This is a genomic window from Dehalobacter sp. CP, assembly GCF_047652685.1.
GTDB lineage: Bacteria > Bacillota > Desulfitobacteriia > Desulfitobacteriales > Syntrophobotulaceae > Dehalobacter.
Map to the genome: position 1 here is coordinate 2,575,573 of NZ_CP157399.1, position 14,745 is coordinate 2,590,317.

Here is a 14,745-nt window from a genome sequence, read left to right on the forward strand (position 1 = left end):
TGTATGTATAAGAAAAACACAACCATCTTAATCTGGATGGTTGTGTTTTTTAGGCCTTAACTTAATGACATTGACTACGAAGGGAGCATATCATTTGCCTGGTGGCTGTCTGTTTTCTTTTTGGGAGGCATTGCATTTTATGCTATTTGAATGATTCTCAGTTATCGAAAATATAAAGTCCTATCTTTTTCCTTGCCCTTTACCGTTATGTCCGTTATTTGAAGAGGTATTCGTGACTGTGTTCTGAATACTTTGAGCATTGACTGTTCCACCACTTTCATCACTTGTGCCATCCACTGTTGTTTCATCCGAAGCAGGCTGGTCATCGGCTATGGCAGTCTGATCGCCAGTAACCGTTACATCCTGATTATCTACAGCCGTTGCATCCTGTTCGTCCCCTGCTTCCAGGCTATCTTCCTGGTCGCTCACGGCTTGGCCCTTATTGGCCTTCTTATATTCTTTTATGTTTTGGGTTTGCTCTTTCAAGACTTCCTTCGTTTCTTTGTTCGTCTCTACTTTGATCTTCTGAACATCTTTCCTGAGCTCCTGCATGTCGTTTTTGTACTGTTCAGCCTGTTCGACTTTTTCCAGGGCAGCGGCAACGGCAGCCTCGTCACCTGAAGCACGGGCTTCACCCAACTCTGCTTTGGCCGCTGCAAATTGCTGCACCGCATCCCCATAGGCTTTTTTGGCAGCCACATAAGCTTTGATCGCAATGGTGTTTTGAACTTCGACTTTAATGATATTCTGCATGATCTCAGCCTGATCTTCTGTCAGATTGCCGCTGATTTTTAAGACGACTTTATCTGCATCGCTTTGAACAAGCTCAATGCTGGCAAGCAGATTGCTGATCACCGTATTCTCTTCTGTGTCAGCTGCGACCGTGTCCTTTTCGGCAGTATCATTTACAGCTGTTTCATCTGTGAAAGTAGTGACGGTCCCATCATCCCCAGTAGCATCTGTAGCCGTCGTGTTCCTACCTTCAGCTGCTTGGGTATCTTCGATCATCTGCTGCACCTGGAAGTTCGCCTTCTTTATTGTATCCGAGTACGCTATCAGAGCCTTTTTCATCAAATCCAACTGGTTTTGTTCGGACATGATTTCCGCCTCGGCCAGCCTTTCATTGGCAAACTCAACGAGCAGTTCCGCTTTTCCTTCATTAGAGAAAGTTACAGCAACCTGGACACTTTCAATCATCTGTTCGATTGAATAGAGCCAGCTGTCCGGTGTTACGCCGGCTTCATCTTCAGCTGAGGCCCGGCCGGTCAAATCCATTGTTGTGGAATCGGTTGTTAGTGTATCTGTTGTTGTATCAGTCGTCGTTGAATCAGTTGTTGTGTCTGTCGTTGGGTCAGTCGTTATTGAATCTGTAGCGGGCTCTATGGCCGTATCAGGAGCACTCGTTGAAACATCCTCGATAACTGTGGTTCCATCCGTGGTTGTTTCAGCAAATACACAAGTTGGAGCGACCGCAATGATTAGCAGGACACAAAGAATTGAAACCAGAATCTTCTTATGGATCATTCTATCTACCCCTTTCGGTAACCCGGCTGTCATAACCTTTCGGTGTTAGACCCGTGGCTTTGCGTCTCCGTCTTTCGACAGATTTGCCATTATCGTTTTGGCTGAAGCCATTATAGTACAGATACTTTTGAAGTTCAATTGTTTTGGGTCTTTTCAGACCAATGGGAGGTAGAAAAGGGACTTTGGTCCTTATCACCGTATGTTTTGGTCGAGCAAGCCCAATCTGCCAGTGGTAAAAAAGGTCTTTCCGTTCACCTAAGTAATCGGTCTTTCTCGTAATATTGTTAGAGAACTGCAGCGCCCATTGGTCACAAAGCAGAATTTACGATAAGCCCAAGTTTAGCCCATTCATATGCTCTATACGCTACAGCAAGCGTGTTTTTTGCAGTCTCAATAGCTGTCTGCTGGCTAATAAAAGTGCACTTCGTTGATTCGAATTGTACCAGTGAAATCTTCCCTAACTTATAACTTAATTGTGCAGTCTTATATTCGCTCTCTACAGCTAAAAGTTTTCTCTGCTCTATGTCAAGTATTCTTTGCTTATCCAGCACAGTTTGATAAGCCTGGTAAAAACTATTCTTAAACTTTCTTTGAGAATCATCTGAGCTAGAGTCTATCTGAATATCATAACTTTTGGTCTTGGCTATAAGATAATCGGCATCAGGATCAATAGCAAGCATTTGAGCTGCTGTAACTTCAGGTACCTTTTTGACTGTTAATTCTGTATTATTATCCTGTGCCAAACTCACATTTAACTGCTGAATCGTTGCTTTTTGGGAAACATTAATCCTTTGAATATTCATTTCAAGCTCGGACAACGTGTTTTCCGCCTTAGCCACGTCTAATTCCGTGGCCATACCGAGGTCTTTTTGAATCTTAATAATCTTGACCTGTCGTTCGGCCAATGATTGTTTTGCCTTTGAATCTTCTAACTGAGTAATGAGAGTATTATATGATATATAAAGGTTTTCGACACCCCAAATCAGCGAATTATTCCCTTTTTGAATATTGACTATCGTATTAATACTATCCCCACTTTCATAGGAGGCTTTTTGCATTAAAAGTAAATTTTTCTGAGCATTTAGTAAATATGCGATCGCTGCCTCATCTTTAGGGTTAGTACCATCACCGGTACCAAAGGCAATGTTCTTGGCATTCCATTCGGACAAATAGTCGTTAGCCACTGTAATCCCCTTGTTCTTGCCGTCATAAGAATCACTGAAGCTTTTCATATTTCCTTTAATTACTGGGTTTCTTGCTAGCATGAGATCTTCTATCTCGTTGAACTCAAGTGTATTAATAGGAACGAGTTTATCATCGTCATCATCAGTATCTGCAAAAGCTGTATAAGGCACAATAAGTACCAAGACCAGTATCAACACGATAATATATGCTTTTTTATGCATTGGACTACCCCCGATTACTCTAAATTATTTGATAAGCTCCACAAAGAGTATACACTATGATGCGATAATCCTCAATCTAAAAGTAAGCGTCAAAGTAGGCATGTTTGCTTATACCTTTCTCCTGGCAGAATTCTTTTATGCTTTGTCCGCTGCTTTGTCGTTCCTGGATCACCTGCATCCACTGTGTTAGCCGATACTCTGCTGTGACTTTTTGTATATTCATGCAACCACTCCAATTTTGGTTGAAATAGTTTGCAAACCTTTTCAACTTTTTCAACCGTATTCATTGTGATTGTACTATCTTTAAACTTATTATTCGTAAGCGCTTAACAACAGAGTGCCTTTAAATATCAATTCAAATAAGCTATAATGGCAATCCTCAACCGGCGCGGCGAATCATTTTTTACACTCTTCCTGTACTCGAGGCGACCAAGGCATCAGTTCTTCCAAAGCCTCCGGATTATTTCGATAATCTGTATCCGGCATGTACATGAGCAGATAGCTCAGGTATGTATAGACACTAAGCCCATTCGCCTTAGCGGTCTCCACAATACTGTACACAGCAGCGCTTGCGGAGGCACCCTTTGGGGTATCGGCAAATAGCCAGTTATTTCTTCCTAGAGTAAAGGGACGGATGCTGTTTTCGGCCGCGTTATTGGAAATGGAACACCTTCCATCAAGTAGGTAGTTCTCCATATACTGTTTCTGGTTCTTTGCATAGGTCACTGCTTTGCCGAGGGCAGAGCTCTGCAGTATATGAAGGGAGTCCAGCCAGCACCAAAAGGCATCTAGAACCGGCCTTTCCAGCTCAAGACGCTTGGCATATTTTTCTTCCGATGTAAGTTCGGACAGCCCATCTTCGATTTTAAACAGCCGATTGCAATAATCCCGACCGATTTCCGCATTTGTTAGCGGAGAATCTTTCGCCCGGTTATCCGGGATGGCCTCTATGAACTTGCGGCGGAGGTGAGCCCAGCAGCCGCATCGAACAATTTCTGCCAGCTTATTGTATCCTGAGTATCCGTCGCTGTGCAGGAACCCGCTGAATCCCTTCAGATATTCGGCGGCATTTTCGCCGCTTCTTGTTGTCCTGTAGTCATACAGGATAATGGGCTCCTTCCCGTCTTCTCCAGTACGGTACAGCCACATGTAAGACTTGGACTGTGGCCTTCGGCCATTCTCCTTCAATACTTGGACCGGTGATTCATCACAATGGAGGACATCTCGCTTCAGGAGCTGTTCCCGAAGGTATCTGGTAACGGGATACAGGTAATCCTGTGAGCACCGGATGATCCAGTTGGCCATCGTCGCCCTTGAGAGGGAAAAACCAAGCTGCTCCCAGTCCTTTTCCTGGCGGTAGAGTGGCATGGCATTCACGTACTTCTGGTACATGACATTTGCTACCGTGCTGGGCGATGCCAGAGAATGATGCATGAGAGAAGATGGTGTCAGTGCTTTTTCTATATAAGGTGTATCCGTATGCTTGCATTTGAGACACTCATAGGACATTCGCACATACCGGATAATCTGCAATTTTGGTGGAATGTATTCCAGTTCCTCACGACGGTCTCTTTACCAATCGGCTTGAGCGTGACTCCGCAGTTGCCGCAGTAAAGATCTTCCTCGGGAATCTCACATAAGATTTCTTTGACAGGAAGATCCTTAAGTAATACCTCCCGTTTCGTTTTGGCCTTTCGCCGCTTATAGCCGTTTACGTCCTTTACGACGGGTTCAGGGACATGAGGATCGGCTTCTAACTCTGCCTCATTGAACAGGCTAAGTTGGTCACTGATTTCCTCACGCGGCGTTTTTTCACTGGAACTGCCAAATTTCCCTTTGCGGAGAAGGAGCACCATCTCGGTAAGGTTACTTACCTGCTGTTCCAGGCTCTTTATTGTATTTTCCAGCTGCTCGATGTAGGTGTCCTTTGAAACCATAAAACGGCTTTTCTCCCAACGGTTTTTATGGTTTTATTATACCACAAAAATGGGCTAAAATCCAGTAAATACGGCACTTTCAGCCGTTTTAACCTCAGCAAAAAGCGCCTGGTTTCACCTTCTTTATGGCTCTTGGCTGATCTATCTCCAGACCTTCCATCAGCCACTTGAACTCCTGCCATGTAAGAGACCTCACCTGATCTGCAGACCTGGGCCATTTAAAGTTTCCGTTTTCGAGGCGCTTATAAAGAAGTACAAATCCGTCGCCTTCCCAGAGCAAGGCTTTGATACGATTCCGACGCTTGCCACAGAACAGATAGAGACTGGATGCGAAAGGATCAATGCCGAAGGTTTCCTGGACAAGGGCTGCTAGTCCGTCAATAGATTTACGCATATCCGTATAACCGCAAGCGATGTAGAGTAACCGTCTAATAAGTCGGTGTATGGAAACATCACTAAAGCAGTGAGATAATATCCTCTAAACTAGAGTTATTGGAGTTTTTCAAGTTTACTTTAAAAACTCCAAAAGGAGGAGTTAGTGATGGATAGCAGAGAAGCCACTCGACAATATCGATTGAATCAGTGGGCCCAGCGCATCCGTGAATGCCGCAGCAGCGGGCAGAAAATTGCCGACTGGTGTGCGGAGCACGGTTTAAGCGAGACGACTTACTTCTACTGGCTGAAACGTGTCCGTGAAGCAGCCTGCGAAGCCCTTCCCGCGCTGAATGCCGAAAAGAATCCAATCGTGCCGGTAAATATTGCGTTTCCTGTAGCCGACGCTGACCATAAACGTCAGGACTCATCAGCAGATATTGTTGTGAGCTTGGGTGCCGTAAGCTTGGAAATCCACAACAGCGCAGCACCTGCCTTAATAGAAAATACCTTGAGGGCGCTCCAAAATGTTCGGTGATATCTCCAAAGCAGAGAAAATCTATATCGCCTGCGGGTATACCGACATGCGCAAATCCATTAACGGGCTGGCCGCTTTAGTCCAGCAGAACTTTCAGCTAAACCCATTCCAGAACAGTCTGTTTCTCTTCTGCGGCCACCGGCATGATCGACTGAAAGCACTCTACTGGGAAGGCGATGGCTTCGTATTATTATATAAGCGGCTGGAAGCCGGTAAATTCAGGTGGCCGAAGAATTCCGAAGCAGTCCGCAACGTCACTTCCCAGGAGTTTCGCTGGCTTATGGAAGGACTGTCCATTGATCAACCAAAAGCCGTAAAAAAACTGGGTAAAGAGAAGTGTTTTTCCCTGTAAAAACTTTGGGAAAAGTGCCGAAAGTCCGCATAAATGCTGGATTGTTTGGTATTTTTATGGTAAAATATAAGCAGCGAAAAACGCAAAGGATATCGTAATTTGATGAGTACGGCTGAACAGATCAAAACGCTGGAAAATCGCATATCCGAACTGGAGAAGGAAAATAGACTCCTTCTGGAAACCGTACACCATCTAACGCGTAAACTCTATGGCCGAAGCACAGAGAAGACATCCGTTCTATCCTTAGGACAGATGTCTCTTTTTAATGAAGCGGAAACCGAGACCGATCCGAAGTCCAAGGAACCTGACTTGAAAAAGGTCGAGGGTTACCGGAGAAAGAAAGTAAATGGCCGGCGGGAAGAACTTTTAGAAAATCTGCCGCATGAAAAAAAGCTCTGTACCCTTGTTGAAGATGAACGTTTTTGCGAAACGTGCAATACCCCGCTTAAATCCGTCGGTGAAAAATTTGTGCGTACAGAAGTTGAATATATTCCGGCTAAGCTTAGGGTAATTGACCTTTACCGTGAGACCTTCGAATGCCGCAGCTGCCGCAAAAATGGTCTGCCTTACATGGAGAAATCCCCGATACCTGATTCGGTTATTCAGCACTCCTTAGCGACTCCTTCCACAGTGGCTTGGGTCATGCACCAGAAGTTTGTAAACGCGCTTCCCCTTTACCGTCAGGAAAAAGAGTGGAAGACGCTCGGTTTGTCTTTAAGCCGCGCTACCATGGCTAACTGGATCATAGCTGCGTCCCGCGATTGGCTGACCCCCATCCTAAAAGTTATGCATCAAGAGCTCCTTAAAGAAAAATATATTCATGCTGATGAGACTCCTGTTCAGGTGATGAATGAGGAAGGTCGCAAGAATACAAGTGATTCTTACATGTGGGTATACACTACCGGAAAGCATACTGAGCATCCTATCCGGATCTTTGAGTATGAGCCCGGAAGAAATGGAATTTACCCACAAAAATTTCTGGAGGGATTTAAGGGATACCTTCACTCGGATGCTTACGCCGGTTACAAAAAGGTCGAGAACATCATACGCTGTCTTTGCTGGTCACATCTTCGCAGAAATTTTGTCGATGCTTTGCCTAAAGACATCCGTGGTCCCGATGATACGCTATCTGGTCAGGGGATTACTTATTGCAACAAACTTTTTGAAATTGAAAGTACTCTTGAAAATCTGACAAGTGAAAAACGCAAATTCGAACGTCTGAAACAGGAAAAACCAGTATTGGATGCTTTTTGGGCATGGATTGATTCTGTCGAAAACAAAGTTCTTCCCAAATCCAAACTGAGTAAGGCCTTAAATTATGCTTTAAACCAAAAGCAAGAACTGATGAATTATCTGGAAGACGGTAACTGCTGTATTTCCAATAACCTGGCAGAAAACTGTATTCGGCCCTTCACTATTGGACGCAAAAACTGGCTGTTCAGCGGAAGTCCCAGAGGAGCCGCGGCAAGCGCAGCCGTTTACAGTATGATTGAAAGCGCTGAAGCCAATGGCCTAAGTCCTTACAAATATCTTTACTATATTCTTAACCGGCTACCGGGTGAACAGTTCGGTCAGTATCCTGAAATCCTTGAGGATTATCTGCCGTGGAGTCCGGAAGTTCAGGAAATCTGTAAATAGAGCAAAACCTCAGTTTACACTGGGTTTTGCTTTTTTTCTATACACTTTATTGTTTGACGCTTACGATGTAGATCTCTTTTGCTGCTGTAATGTCTCATTTTAAAGCTAGCAAAACGGCTTCAAGAGTTTTTTGGGATGTTCCTTCCTTGACTTCAACCGTTGCGGATGGAAGATGAATGATGACGGCAGCACCAGTTCTTAATGTATCCACATGAAGTTTTGCAAATTCGACGGGCTTCTTGTTTTCAGGCTGTGTAGTCGGAAGTTGATGTAAATATGCTTTCATGCGGATTTGTTTCAGCCAGTAGTAGTATGCCGATTCACTTATATTATTCTGTTGACACCAAGATTTTACGGTCATACCACTAGCCTGAAATTCCTTAATCAACCGCACCCACTGTTCCATACGGAACTGGATTTTAACTGTAAGCGTCAAACAGATTCAGACGTGAGCTACATTAAATCAGGCTCATCCACTCCAAGAAGATCGCAAAGAGCATTGTTAACCATTATCCTAAAATCATCATCAGATATGTTGTTAGCTTGAGCATATTCGAAGACATCATCGACAGTGCTGACGAATTTTTGCGCTAAACGAGCATTCTCCCTTTTCATCTTCGGAAAATGCTCAATAACATAGCCTGAATAATCCATTTCGAAGAGATATCTTGATATCTTTCCGTCAGCAAAATCAGAGATAAAATCTATCATAAACGCCGTATGTTTTCCAACCTTCATCAGTCTTCCTCCCACGCATATTTTTCCGGACTTCCGTTACCGGGCTGCGGGGTGAATACTTTCTCCGGCAAGGCTGCACTACCAGGTAAAAAGTCTTTAATTTCAGATATGTAACCCGCTCTTCCTAAGTTAGGGGCATTTGTAAAAATCCATGTTAAATATTCAAATGGATTCAAGCCATTTTCTCTCGCACTCACAATTAGGCTGTAATAAATCGCACTGGCCCTGGCGCCGTTTGGTGTGTTAGTAAAGATCCAGTTCTTTCGACCGATTACAAAAGGTTTAATACTACGTTCCGCACGGTTGTTTGAAATTTCAAGACGTCCGTCCAGCAGGTATCTCTTAAGATATTTTTGTTGGGACTTGGCATAATGTACCGCCTTACCAAGAAGTGTGTTAGGCAAAGCAGCAAGCCCATTGATCCAATTGTAAAAGTCATCAAATACAGGCTTTGACAAGCGTTTGCGCTCTTGAAGGCGTTTATACGGGGTAAGGGAAGCAAACTGTTTTTCAAGGTGGAACAGCTTGTCACAATAGGTAACCCCTTTTGCCGCACTGGATTCCGGTTGTTTCTCCTTGGGCAGGGTTTTAAAGGCATCGAAAAACTTCCGCCTAAGATGTGCCAGGCAGCCCACAACGATTATGTTTTCAGGAAGCTTATGATAACCTTCGTATCCATCTGTATGAAGGTAACCTGTAAAATCTTTTAAGAATTTTCCAGGATGGGTATGTTTTCTGTCAACTTGATAGTCATAAATTACAATCTGGTGTTTTGTATCTCCGCTGGTGCGGTACAGCCACATGTAACTCTTTGACTGCGCCGTCTTTCCCGGTTCTTTCAACACCTGCAGCGTGGTTTCATCTGCGTGGAGCACTTCATGCTCACATAATCTAAGCTTCATCTCTTCATATATCGGTTCCAGCCAGTCCTCACTGGCTTTGATCATCCAGTTTGACATCGTCTGCCGGGAAAGCAGGATGCCGTTTTGTTTCCACTCCTGCTCCTGTCGGTATAGTGGGGATGCCATCATGAATTTCTGTACCGCTATATGGGCAATTGTCTCGGGGGAAGCAAATCCGCCTTTGATGACAGGTTCCGGCATATCTGCTTTTATGATAGGAACATGCTCGGCAGTTCCTTCACAATTACGGCAGGCGTAAATATGCCGTACGTGCCGTACAATGATTGCTTTGGCAGGAATGACTTTGAGTTCTTCGCGAGTTTCCCTGCCCATTGTATGTAACTGACTGCTGCAATTCGGACAAATACACTCTTCTGCCGGAAGCTCGTGTTCAATTACCTCAACAGGTAAATCCTTCGGCAATTTGTCAGTTGTAAGGCGTGTCCGTTTACGATAATGCGCTTTTACCTCGGCAAGCTTCGGTTCCGGCTTGCTTATATCGGCGCTTGATTCGGCCTCGTTGAATATGAGCATCTGAATACCGTCTGTCTTTTCACTTGATGCGCCAAATTGTTTATGCTTAGCAAGGCGGATCTGTGACATAAACCACTGTACTTGTTGCTCTAATTCAGCAATTTTGCGGTCCTTTTCTTCAATTATTCCAAGCAGTTGTTCTGCTGAAGTTTCTTGCGTTTTCATAAGAAAATTATACCATAAAAACCGCAAAAAAGCTAGATTTCATGCGGTTCTAAACGCTGTTTCGAGATAAATATTTCAAGAGATTTGCCGCTCGAAAACTTCTTCTCGTTTCAGCTTTTTCTCCAGTTTCGCACCTTCAATAAGATAAGATAATTCTTTGGTTTCAAGAACCATGGTGGCAGTGTCTCCCTTTGCCGGCCAGCGAAAATGTCCGCGCTCCAGACGTTTGAAATACAACCAGAATCCGTCGCCGTCCCATTCCAGGATTTTTATTCTGTTCCGATGCCGGTTGCAGAATACAAACAATGCTTCTGAAAACGGATCGATGGAAAAGTTGTCTTTAACCAGCGCCATGAGTCCGTTGATTGATTTCCTCATATCGGTATGCCCGCAGCATAGGTACACGGGTTTGTCACTCCATCTCATTACAGCACCCTCAATATGCGGCAGACTTTTTTCAGAAGTTCAGGATCCGTCTCCGCATCCACGGTGACGTGACAGCCACCGACTTCAATATCCAGCGTTGATTTTATTTCTTGACCTTGGGAAAGTTGCATCCACCCTTCCGGGACACAGCTTACGATGGTTTCTTCTTTCCGTTTTGAAAGTTCCATACATGCAACCTTTCGTAACTGTCGCTGCCAATAAAAGTATGCATGCTTACTTATTCCTTTCTCCTGGCAGAAATCCTTAATGCTCTGTCCGCTGCATTGCCGGTCCTGTATCACCTGCATCCACTGTGATAGTCGGTACTCTGTTGTGACTTTTTGTATATTCATACAACCACTCCGCTTTGGTTGAAAAAGTGTGCAAACTTTTTCAACTTTTTCAACCATATTTATTGTGATTGTACTATCTTCAAGGCTACAATTCTATGTGATGGTGTCTTTGACGCTTACTTTTAACTGGGGTTATTTCATCCATTGTGATCCCTCCACTATCGTATTTCAGAGTACTTGAAAAACTTGAAAAACTTTGACTTGAAAAACTCTGAAAACTTTGAAGTCTATTATCACATGGATCACCTTTTTACATAAGGCACTCTGTTGTTAAGCGCTTACCACACAACAGAGAGCCGGCTACCATTGAGGTAACCGGCTCTGCATTCAGTCATCCATTTTCAAGATATGCTCTCTCGAAGATTAAGCACTATCTTAAATAATTACTGGGCAACAACTTTGAATACTATGGTTTTTGCTCCATAAACCATAGTTACATCGAAGGTGTCTCCAGCAGCTGGAGGAGTAACAAAGGTAGGAGTAACAGTTCCATTTGTACCACCTGTTAGAACGGTACCACCAGTTATATTTGTGATTGTCATGGTGCAAACGTTAGCGCCAACACCGCCTGCATCTTTTGCGCCGTATTGGTCAACAGTCTGAACCAAAGCCTTCAGTTTTGCTACAGTTACGTCAGCTGCAGCGCCTTTAACGCCATTTCCGTTAACTGTCAAGCCACCAGCAGAGGCTGTTTCTAATTCAACTGCAGTAAGCGGAGCTGAAGAAACAATAATATCTTTTGCTAGCTGTACAGTAGAGAGATGAGCATCAACGATAAAGCTTAAAGTAACGGTAACATCTTTTTTGTCAGCTCCGACAGTAGCATTAGCATCAACTACGTTGGCTGCTAAGGTAACTGTAGGATTATTGCTTGATACGGTATAGAGAGTATTCGGGATCTCAACTTTTGTGCCATTGGAGAGTATACCATAGAGCGTTAACGTCTTTGTATAACCTGCTGCAACGTCATCATAAATTTTGCCCGGATCTTTAACTTCATAGCTTACAACTTGAGTTTTGTCTTTAACGCCCATTGCATAGTCATAACCAGAACCAGCGACTACGCCATAAGTGCCTGTGCCAGCAGCGCCAACATACAGTTTTGCAGAGATTGTAGCCGATCCCTTAGTAGCAGCTGCTGTAAGGTTTACAGCGGCGTCTGTAGTTGTGAAACCACCGCCGGTCACAGTTGCAGTTAAGTTGTCAGTTACAACGATGCTTGCATTATCAGATTCAAATGCAATGATATACTTTCCTGCATTTGCAACTGTCGCATCTGCATCTGTGCCGAGGAAGGCATCAATCTGGGATTTTTTAAGTGTTCTGCCATATTGGTCTTCAATGATCAAATCAGCAGTAGAAATAGCGATCGTTCCGTTAATATAAAGGTTAGGAACTACTTTAGATTTAGCAGTGAAACCAACAAAGGAAGTCGGGACAGCTTTGTCCTTAACATCCAGTTGAAGAATTGTCACTTTATTGGTTTCGCTCATCACTGTAACAGTAGCTTTACCTTTTACAACTCCAATGTTTGCGGTAGGAATTACCAGCTCAACTTTGTTTGTCGTCGGGTTAAGCTTGAATGCACCAACTACTGCAGCAGATGCACCGGCAGTATCGGTTACATTGACAGTCGTAGCTGCAAATTCAGCGACCTTGTTGATTGCATCACCGTTTTTGTCAGTTGCAGCAACCTGGATAACAGCATCTTCGCCTACTGCTAATACGTCAGGAGCAGTCAGGCCGATGGCATCAGTTTGTACACCGTCTTTAACAACGATATCAAAGGTAGCCATCTTCGCTGTAGTCTTAGAAATTAAGGTAACCTTAGTAGTACCAGCCTTCAGAGCGCCCGCGAGAGCAATCGTTACTGTGTCAACATTGTTTATTTTTGTTGTAGCAAATGTTGCAACATTTGTTGTAGGATTGTATCCAGCTAGGCTTGCAATAGTGGTATCACTCACGGTTACTAAGAGATCAGCAGCCAGAGCAGCAGCACCCATCTTATTACCATACTGATCTTTTGCTTGAATGACTAATTTATAGTCACCAACTGTTGAATCAGCATTTAAGGTCTTGCCGTCTGCGTTGTAAAGGGATTCAATTGTGAAATCATTGGCACCTGCTTTATCAGATACTGTAAGCGTTTTAGCCACAGATACAGCAGAAGCAGTGTCGATTAAGGTTAAAGTGACGCTATCACCAACTTTGACTGCAGCAAACGTAAATGTGGCAATACCAGTCGAAGCTGTGAGTACAACACCACCAGAGGCTGATGTAGCACTGGTTAGGCTAGCAGTTTTAGTAATTTCTTCATTATACTGATTGTAAACATGATAATATGCAGTCGCGGTTGTAGCATTGACATAAATTGCATTAGCTGCAATATCAATCTTAGCTACAGCTTCGTCAGCTGCGGTAACAGTTTTCGCGATAGCTTCTGCAGTAAGTCCAGTTACGGATACTGTATAATCACCTTTGGTGATTTTCCCAGAAAGTTCAATTACTGCAGAAGTTTTATCTGTTGAGAAAGTAGTGGAAGCAATATTGACAGTTACTCCACCTTTTTTAACAGCAACAACAGCTTTTGCTGTGTCAACTGCCTGGGTGAAGTTCACAGTCAATTTCTTTGCACCTGTGACTGTCAATGAGCTAATAGCCATCGTGTTAAGGCCAAAAGCAACTTTTCCTTTGACAGCATCAGAAACAGCATTGATTCCGCCTACAGCAATTACTTTGCTGGTTGATAAGAGTTTAGCATTCACAGTTGCAGCTGCAGCAACATCACTGCTACTAGCCAGAGCTACGAATGCACTGTGTTTAGCTGCTAAAGGAGCAACTGCCAGTGCGTCTACACAGGATACACCGTTAGCAACATATACTCTGTCATAAGTGAAAGTAAGTGTAGAAGCCACAGCGGAGTTGGTAGCAAAACGGTCAGTACCGGAAATACGGGTTACACCGGTAATGTCATCAACTTTGGCAGTACCACCAACAATATACTTGGTAGCACCAACGAGGCTGGAACCAGCAGCGCTTCCATCCTGGCTAGCCAGAACGATAGCGAATTTGTTTTTAGCAGCATAGGATGCAACTGACAGAGCGTCAGGAACAGCATCATAGCCAACTACAAAAGTACCTGCAGGGCTGGTCAACTTAGCATTGATAGCAGCAGCAGTAGCCTGACGGCCATTACCTTTCAGTGCTTCAACAGTTACGCCAGTCATAGCATCTACTTCAGCAGCAACAGCATCGGAAATAGCACCGACAACATAAACCTTAGTTGCACCCAGAGCTGCGATCTTAGCTTTAACAGCAGCATCTAAGGAACCTTTGAAGGTCAAAAGGATCGGGGCATTCTCCTGGCCTGCCAAAGGTGCGGCAGCCAGAGCGTCAACGAGGTTGGCATCGTCGGCAGGAGCAAGAATTACTGTGGAACCCCACGTTCCTGCACTGGCGATATCAAGAGCGGTTTCTACGCGGCCTGCACCGGAAAGTCTGGTGCTGTCAGCTGTAGCAGCAAACAACGCAGCAGGCATCAGGGTCAGAACCATAGCAATGATAGCTAATACGGCTATCTTCTTCGTTCTACTCATTTAGTCAAATCTCCTCTCTTTCTTTAAAAAGGGTTTTTTTGTCTTCGGGAAAGCTTAATTCAATTGTTTAATTTATGTTTTATTTTTGAATTCGGTCTCCCTTTACTCGATGCGGAACCTCTAACTTCACCCCCCTTAACAGTGTCGCAAAGATTATCCTTAGACATTGCGCAATATCTAAAGGCACCACCCAACCCGGGGGCGTCCCCCCTCTGAGCCTCGTTCCTCAGGGGCGGTTATCCCTTTAGACGTTCTATGGGTAAA

General features: G+C 44.1%; 13 protein-coding genes, 1 pseudogene and 1 riboswitch. Of the genes and pseudogenes, 3 read left to right on the forward strand and 11 right to left on the reverse strand.

Going from position 1 to position 14,745, the window contains the following annotated elements; translation table 11 throughout:
* Window positions 1-180 precede the first annotated feature (180 nt).
* The 5 genes and pseudogenes from AAH944_RS12840 to tnpB (AAH944_RS12860) all read right to left on the reverse strand — a co-directional run bounded on the left by AAH944_RS12840 (window position 181) and on the right by tnpB (AAH944_RS12860) (window position 5,342).
* Window positions 181-1,524 (reverse strand): DUF5667 domain-containing protein, encoded by a 1,344-nt coding sequence (locus tag AAH944_RS12840; RefSeq protein ID WP_415535216.1) that lies wholly within the window; start codon window positions 1,522-1,524, stop codon window positions 181-183.
* A 13-nt stretch (window positions 1,525-1,537) separates the two neighbouring features.
* Window positions 1,538-1,622, reverse strand: a riboswitch (cyclic di-GMP riboswitch).
* Between the two features lie 210 nt (window positions 1,623-1,832).
* A complete protein-coding gene (locus tag AAH944_RS12845) occupies window positions 1,833-2,930 on the reverse strand; it encodes a TolC family protein (RefSeq protein ID WP_158208561.1) in 1,098 nt (365 codons plus the stop codon).
* Between the two features lie 76 nt (window positions 2,931-3,006).
* A complete protein-coding gene (gene tnpA, locus AAH944_RS12850; RefSeq protein WP_199269239.1) occupies window positions 3,007-3,153 on the reverse strand; it encodes an IS66 family insertion sequence element accessory protein TnpA in 147 nt (48 codons plus the stop codon).
* A gap of 173 nt (window positions 3,154-3,326) precedes the next feature.
* A pseudogene (gene tnpC / locus AAH944_RS12855) lies at window positions 3,327-4,867 on the reverse strand (IS66 family transposase).
* Between the two features lie 94 nt (window positions 4,868-4,961).
* Window positions 4,962-5,342 (reverse strand): IS66 family insertion sequence element accessory protein TnpB, encoded by a 381-nt coding sequence (gene tnpB, locus AAH944_RS12860; protein ID WP_415537887.1) that lies wholly within the window; start codon window positions 5,340-5,342, stop codon window positions 4,962-4,964.
* Window positions 5,343-5,408: 66 nt separating this feature from the next.
* On the opposite strand from tnpB (AAH944_RS12860), the gene tnpA (AAH944_RS12865) reads away from it, so the two are divergent.
* The 3 genes from tnpA (AAH944_RS12865) (at window position 5,409) to tnpC (AAH944_RS12875) (ending at window position 7,767) form a co-directional block, all read left to right on the forward strand.
* Window positions 5,409-5,777, forward strand: a complete 369-nt coding sequence (gene tnpA / locus AAH944_RS12865; protein WP_287896878.1) for an IS66 family insertion sequence element accessory protein TnpA — start codon at window positions 5,409-5,411, stop codon at window positions 5,775-5,777.
* Window positions 5,767-6,129, forward strand: a complete 363-nt coding sequence (tnpB, locus tag AAH944_RS12870) for an IS66 family insertion sequence element accessory protein TnpB (protein WP_287896876.1) — start codon at window positions 5,767-5,769, stop codon at window positions 6,127-6,129. Before tnpA (AAH944_RS12865) ends, tnpB (AAH944_RS12870) begins: the two co-directional genes overlap by 11 nt.
* 102 nt (window positions 6,130-6,231) lie before the next feature.
* Window positions 6,232-7,767, forward strand: a complete 1,536-nt coding sequence (tnpC, locus tag AAH944_RS12875) for an IS66 family transposase (RefSeq protein ID WP_287896874.1) — start codon at window positions 6,232-6,234, stop codon at window positions 7,765-7,767.
* A 94-nt stretch (window positions 7,768-7,861) separates the two neighbouring features.
* On the opposite strand, the gene tnpA (AAH944_RS12880) is transcribed toward tnpC (AAH944_RS12875), so the two are convergent.
* From tnpA (AAH944_RS12880) to AAH944_RS12905, 6 genes are all read right to left on the reverse strand, one after another.
* Window positions 7,862-8,173, reverse strand: a complete 312-nt coding sequence (tnpA, locus tag AAH944_RS12880; RefSeq protein WP_287896872.1) for an IS66 family insertion sequence element accessory protein TnpA — start codon at window positions 8,171-8,173, stop codon at window positions 7,862-7,864.
* 47 nt (window positions 8,174-8,220) lie between these two features.
* On the reverse strand, window positions 8,221-8,505 hold the full coding sequence (locus AAH944_RS12885) for a hypothetical protein (RefSeq protein WP_068884324.1): 285 nt from the start codon (window positions 8,503-8,505) through the stop codon (window positions 8,221-8,223).
* Window positions 8,505-10,106, reverse strand: coding sequence for an IS66 family transposase (gene tnpC, locus AAH944_RS12890; RefSeq protein ID WP_353852839.1), 1,602 nt, complete (start codon window positions 10,104-10,106; stop codon window positions 8,505-8,507). The genes AAH944_RS12885 and tnpC (AAH944_RS12890) overlap by 1 nt, the downstream gene beginning before the upstream one ends.
* A gap of 75 nt (window positions 10,107-10,181) precedes the next feature.
* Window positions 10,182-10,532, reverse strand: a complete 351-nt coding sequence (gene tnpB / locus AAH944_RS12895) for an IS66 family insertion sequence element accessory protein TnpB (protein WP_415535039.1) — start codon at window positions 10,530-10,532, stop codon at window positions 10,182-10,184.
* Entirely contained in the window at window positions 10,532-10,885 is a 354-nt protein-coding gene (gene tnpA / locus AAH944_RS12900) for an IS66 family insertion sequence element accessory protein TnpA (RefSeq protein WP_415535038.1), read from the reverse strand. Before tnpA (AAH944_RS12900) ends, tnpB (AAH944_RS12895) begins: the two co-directional genes overlap by 1 nt.
* Window positions 10,886-11,268: 383 nt before the next feature.
* Window positions 11,269-14,481, reverse strand: a complete 3,213-nt coding sequence (locus AAH944_RS12905; RefSeq protein ID WP_287895959.1) for a cell wall-binding repeat-containing protein — start codon at window positions 14,479-14,481, stop codon at window positions 11,269-11,271.
* Between the last annotated feature and the right edge of the window lie 264 nt (window positions 14,482-14,745).